The sequence below is a fragment of the Mammaliicoccus fleurettii genome, assembly GCF_003970575.1.
Lineage (GTDB): Bacteria > Bacillota > Bacilli > Staphylococcales > Staphylococcaceae > Mammaliicoccus > Mammaliicoccus fleurettii.
Window position 1 is genome coordinate 23,051 of the sequence record NZ_RXWZ01000096.1, and the last position, 4,677, is coordinate 27,727.

A 4,677-nucleotide genomic window follows, 5' to 3' on the forward strand; every position below is an offset into this window, starting at 1 on the left:
GAAGATTTTTCAAATTATTTAGGTAAAGTATTAACACTTAAAATTGAAGAATTAGATCAAACTAATAACAGAGTTATTTTAAGTCATAAAAAAATTGAACAAGAGTCTTTAAGCTCACAAAAAGAAGATTTCTTAAACAATTTATCTCAAGGTGATGTATTAGAAGGTAAAGTAGCAAGAATAGCTAACTTTGGGGCTTTTATTGATTTAGGTGGAATAGATGGATTAGTACATGTTTCCGAATTATCACACGATCATGTTAAATCACCAGAAGAAGTAGTTACTGTTGGAGATACAGTTAAGGTTAAAGTTCGTGCTATTGATAGAGACGCTGAAAGAATTTCTTTATCAATCAAAGATACTTTACCAAGTCCGTTTGAACAAATAGATAATAATTTCTCAGTTGGAGATATAGTACCAGGTAAAGTAGTTCGATTAGCACAATTTGGCGCATTTGTGGAAATAGGTGCAGGTTTACAAGGTTTGGTACACATTTCACAAATCAGTCACGAACATATAGGTAAACCTGATGAAGTTTTAGAAAAAGGTCAAGATGTACAAGTTAAAATTTTATCAATAGATAAGGATGAAGAAAGAATCTCTTTATCAATTAAAGATACAATTGAACAAGAAACAGATTATGATGAGTCTTATTTAAATCAAACAAATTCTGATGACGATAATCCAACATTGGGTGATGTCTTCGGAGATAAATTAAAAGATTTTAAATTATAATCCTAAAAAGCCATTCGAATAAACTTTGAATGGCTTTTTTTAATTCCATAGGCTAAACTGTGATGATATGTTAAAATAAAAAGGATCATGAATGAGAGGAAGTAGGTTTATGACGAAACCCATTATAGCAATTGTAGGTAAACCAAATGTAGGGAAATCTACAATTTTTAATAGAATTGTTGGAGAAAGAGTATCAATTGTTGAAGATACACCAGGTATTACGAGAGACAGAATATATTCAAGTGGTGAGTGGTTAACACATGACTTTAATTTAATTGATACTGGTGGCATTGACTTAGGCGATGAGCCATTCCAAAAACAAATTAGAGCACAAGCAGAAGTAGCTATAGATGAAGCGGATGTAATTATCTTCATGGCAAATGGTCGTGAAGGTGTAACTCAAGCTGATGAAATGGTAGCTAAAATATTATACAAATCAAATAAACCTGTTGTATTAGCAGTTAATAAAATTGATAACCCTGAGATGAGAAGTGAAATTTATGACTTTTATTCATTAGGTTTCGGGGAACCATTCCCAATTTCAGGTTCACATGGTTTAGGATTAGGAGATTTACTAGATGAAGCAGCTAGACATTTTCCTGAAGATGACGAACCTGATTATGATGATGAAACAATTAGATTATCACTTATTGGACGACCAAATGTTGGTAAGTCTAGTTTGATAAATGCTATTTTAGGTGAAGAACGCGTTATTGTATCACCAATAGCAGGTACTACAAGAGATGCAATTGATACTTTATATACTTATGATGAACAAGAGTACGTATTAATTGATACTGCAGGAATGAGAAAAAAAGGTAAAGTGTATGAAAGTACAGAAAAATATTCTGTATTAAGAGCACTTAAAGCTATTGAAAGATCAAACGTTGTTCTTGTCGTAATTGATGCAGAAGAAGGTATTATTGAACAAGATAAAAAAGTTGCTGGCTATGCACATGAAGCTGGTAAAGCAATAGTTATAGTAGTAAATAAATGGGATACTGTAGAAAAAGACTCTAAAACGATGAAAAAATTCGAAGAAAAAGTTAGAGATAACTTCCAATTCTTAGATTATGCTCCAATTGCATTTGTTTCTGCTTTAGAGAAATCACGATTAAGAACATTATTCCCATTAATAACAATGGCAGATGAAAACCATCGTAAGCGTGTACAAAGTTCTACTTTAAATGAAGTTATTACAGATGCTGTTGCAATGAATCCAACACCTACAGATAATGGAAGAAGATTAAATATTTTTTATGCAACACAAGTTGCAATCCAACCTCCAACATTTGTAATATTCGTTAATGATGTTGAATTAATGCACTTTTCTTATAAACGTTTCTTAGAAAACCGCATAAGAGATGCATTCGGTTATGAAGGAACGCCAGTTCATTTAATATCTAGAAAAAGAAACTAAATTAAAGGATTGATAAATATGTCAAATATTACTGTGTTTGGTACAGGAAGTTGGGGAACTGCATTAGCTAACGTATTAGCTGACAATCAACATGATGTACTAATGTGGGGAAAAACTGAAAATACAATCAATGAAATTAATAAAGAACATACTAATTCAAAATATTTAAAAGAAATTACAATCAATGAAAACATTAAAGCATCTACAAGTTTAAAAGATGCTGTTCATCATTCTTCAATATTTATTATTGCTGTTCCTACTAAAGCAATTCGTGAAGTTGCAGAAAATATAAATCAAATTGCTGATGGCAAGAAAGTATTTATACACGTGTCTAAAGGTATAGAACCTGTAACTTTTAAAAGAATCTCTGAAATGCTTGATGAATCAATTGATTCTAAATTAAATGGTGGAATTGCTGTATTATCAGGTCCTAGTCATGCTGAAGAAGTTGCAATTAAGCATCCTACGACAGTGTCAGTATCATCAGAAAATGAAGAAGTAGCAAGACTTGCACAAGATTTATTTATGATGGATTATTTCCGTGTTTATACGAATAATGATTTGATCGGAATAGAAATTGGTGGCGCTTTGAAAAATATCATCGCTCTTGCTGCAGGTATTACTGATGGAATTGGATATGGGGATAATGCTAAAGCAGCACTTATTACTAGAGGTTTAGCAGAAATTACGCGTCTAGGTGTTAAAATGGGTGCAGATCCAATGACATTCCTTGGACTTGGAGGCATTGGTGACTTAATAGTAACGTGTACATCCGTACATTCAAGAAACTGGAAATGCGGTAACATGTTAGGCAAAGGTGCAACATTAGACGAAGCTTTAGAAGAAATGAATATGGTAGTTGAAGGTGTAAGAACAACTGAAGCTGCTTACAATTTAGCTAAAGAATATGATGTAGAAATGCCTATTACATCTGGTCTTTATAGAGTATTATTTGAAGATTATCCTGTTTCAGAAGGTGTTAAAGATCTTATGGAACGTGACAAAAAGTCAGAGAATATTTAAGCAAGTGGGGTAATGAAATGTTTGATATATCAAGAATGGATTTAATGTGGGTGTCTTTTTATTCGATAGGTTTTATGATTTTATCAATTATACTCGTATATTTATCAAGATTTAAATTTAAAAACAAAATAATTAGTGGAATTACTATGTTTCTAGCAGTTGTTTCTCTTATATTTGCTGGTATATTTATGATTGTTGTATTAGGTGGATCTAGCCATGCATAACTATAAAAAAATTACGATACTTATACTATGTTGTTCATTATTTTTAACTGCATGTGCATTTCCCGATAAAGAAAAAGAAGAAAATCAAGTTCCAGCTAATGATCAATTAAATATGGTTCAAACGGCAGTTGATGAATATCAGAAAGCAAGCAATGGATTATTACCGCTTAAAGAAAGAGATGACAGCTACTCAATTTATTTAAAACACCCAGTAGATTTTAATAAATTGAAGCCAAAGTTCTTATCACAATTACCTGGTAATTCATTTGAAAATGGTGGTATATATCAATATGTCATTATGGATGTCGATAAAGATCCAAAAGTACACTTAATTGATTTAAGAACATCTGAAGTATTGAAAGATCTTAGAATTAGAATTGATGCGAGTGGTGAACCGTTACAACTTGGCAAGAAAGTTGCACCAAACGTCTACGAAATTGATTACAAAAAGTATGGCTTTAAAAAAGCACCTACAGTTCCTAGTCCATATAGCAATGAAAGATTACCTGTTTATATGAACGGAGGGAATGATTTTGTAATTGATTACCGTTTAGATTTAGCAAAAGCTATAAAAAAAGAAAAATCACTACCTAAACCAGGTACAGACATTCGATACTTACTATATAAAGATACGCCTATACTACCGGCATATTCACCAGAATTTACAATAAATAACAAAAATGAGCCTGTTTTTAAATCAAATGTGAAAAAATATTAATAAAATTATAGAAAATATACATTTATGGCTTGTAAATCGTTGCAGTGGCACTGGTTGATGTGTTAAAGTCTTAACATAATGGTATTTATACATATCATTAGATAACCTTTTGGGAGGTGAAATTGAAATGAACAAAACAGAATTAATTAACTCAGTAAGTGAAAAAGCTAATTTAACTAAAAAAGAAGCTGGTCTTGCTGTAGACGCAGTGTTCGAATCAATTCAAAAATCTTTATCTGACGGTGAAAAAGTACAATTAATTGGTTTCGGTAACTTTGAAGTACGCGAAAGAGCTGCTCGTAAAGGACGTAACCCACAAACTGGTAAAGAAATTGATATCCCTGCAAGTAAAGTTCCAGCATTTAAAGCAGGTAAAGCATTAAAAGATGCAGTTAAATAATTGATTGTGTCAAAGCCCTTTTAAAGGGCTTTTTTTATTTGTCTTATTTCTTTAAATGAAATAAATATATGCATTTTCAATTCATTAAACTTAGTGTTAAGATATATAGGTGATAATGTTGAGGTGATAAGATGGATAAAATTGAAAATATTTATAA

6 protein-coding genes are annotated in these 4,677 nt (G+C 31.3%); all 6 read left to right on the forward strand.

Going from position 1 to position 4,677, the window contains the following annotated elements:
* On the forward strand, positions 1-735 hold a 735-nt coding region (locus CD129_RS08195), incomplete at its 5' end, for a S1 RNA-binding domain-containing protein (RefSeq protein ID WP_256681904.1).
* Positions 736-844: 109 nt separating this feature from the next.
* Positions 845-2,155 carry a ribosome biogenesis GTPase Der gene (der, locus tag CD129_RS08200; protein WP_078356622.1) on the forward strand — a complete coding sequence of 437 codons (1,311 nt, stop codon included), beginning with the start codon at positions 845-847 and terminating at the stop codon, positions 2,153-2,155.
* Positions 2,156-2,173: 18 nt separating this feature from the next.
* Positions 2,174-3,178, forward strand: a complete 1,005-nt coding sequence (locus tag CD129_RS08205) for an NAD(P)H-dependent glycerol-3-phosphate dehydrogenase (protein WP_115337423.1) — start codon at positions 2,174-2,176, stop codon at positions 3,176-3,178.
* Positions 3,179-3,195: 17 nt separating this feature from the next.
* A complete protein-coding gene (locus tag CD129_RS08210; protein ID WP_078356624.1) occupies positions 3,196-3,402 on the forward strand; it encodes a DUF2768 domain-containing protein in 207 nt (68 codons plus the stop codon).
* On the forward strand, positions 3,395-4,120 hold the full coding sequence (locus CD129_RS08215; protein ID WP_115337424.1) for a hypothetical protein: 726 nt from the start codon (positions 3,395-3,397) through the stop codon (positions 4,118-4,120). The genes CD129_RS08210 and CD129_RS08215 overlap by 8 nt, the downstream gene beginning before the upstream one ends.
* Positions 4,121-4,247: 127 nt before the next feature.
* Positions 4,248-4,520 carry an HU family DNA-binding protein gene (locus tag CD129_RS08220; RefSeq protein ID WP_016912122.1) on the forward strand — a complete coding sequence of 91 codons (273 nt, stop codon included), beginning with the start codon at positions 4,248-4,250 and terminating at the stop codon, positions 4,518-4,520.
* Positions 4,521-4,677 lie beyond the last annotated feature (157 nt).

What these genes read in the sequence shown, in the direction of transcription:
- CD129_RS08215 (WP_115337424.1), top strand. Translation starts at nt 3,395, where the DNA reads ATGCATAACTATAAAAAAATTACGATACTTATACTATGTTGTTCATTA.
- CD129_RS08220 (WP_016912122.1), top strand. Translation starts at nt 4,248, where the DNA reads ATGAACAAAACAGAATTAATTAACTCAGTAAGTGAAAAAGCTAATTTA.
- CD129_RS08205 (WP_115337423.1), top strand. Translation starts at nt 2,174, where the DNA reads ATGTCAAATATTACTGTGTTTGGTACAGGAAGTTGGGGAACTGCATTA.
- der (WP_078356622.1), top strand. Translation starts at nt 845, where the DNA reads ATGACGAAACCCATTATAGCAATTGTAGGTAAACCAAATGTAGGGAAA.
- CD129_RS08210 (WP_078356624.1), top strand. Translation starts at nt 3,196, where the DNA reads ATGTTTGATATATCAAGAATGGATTTAATGTGGGTGTCTTTTTATTCG.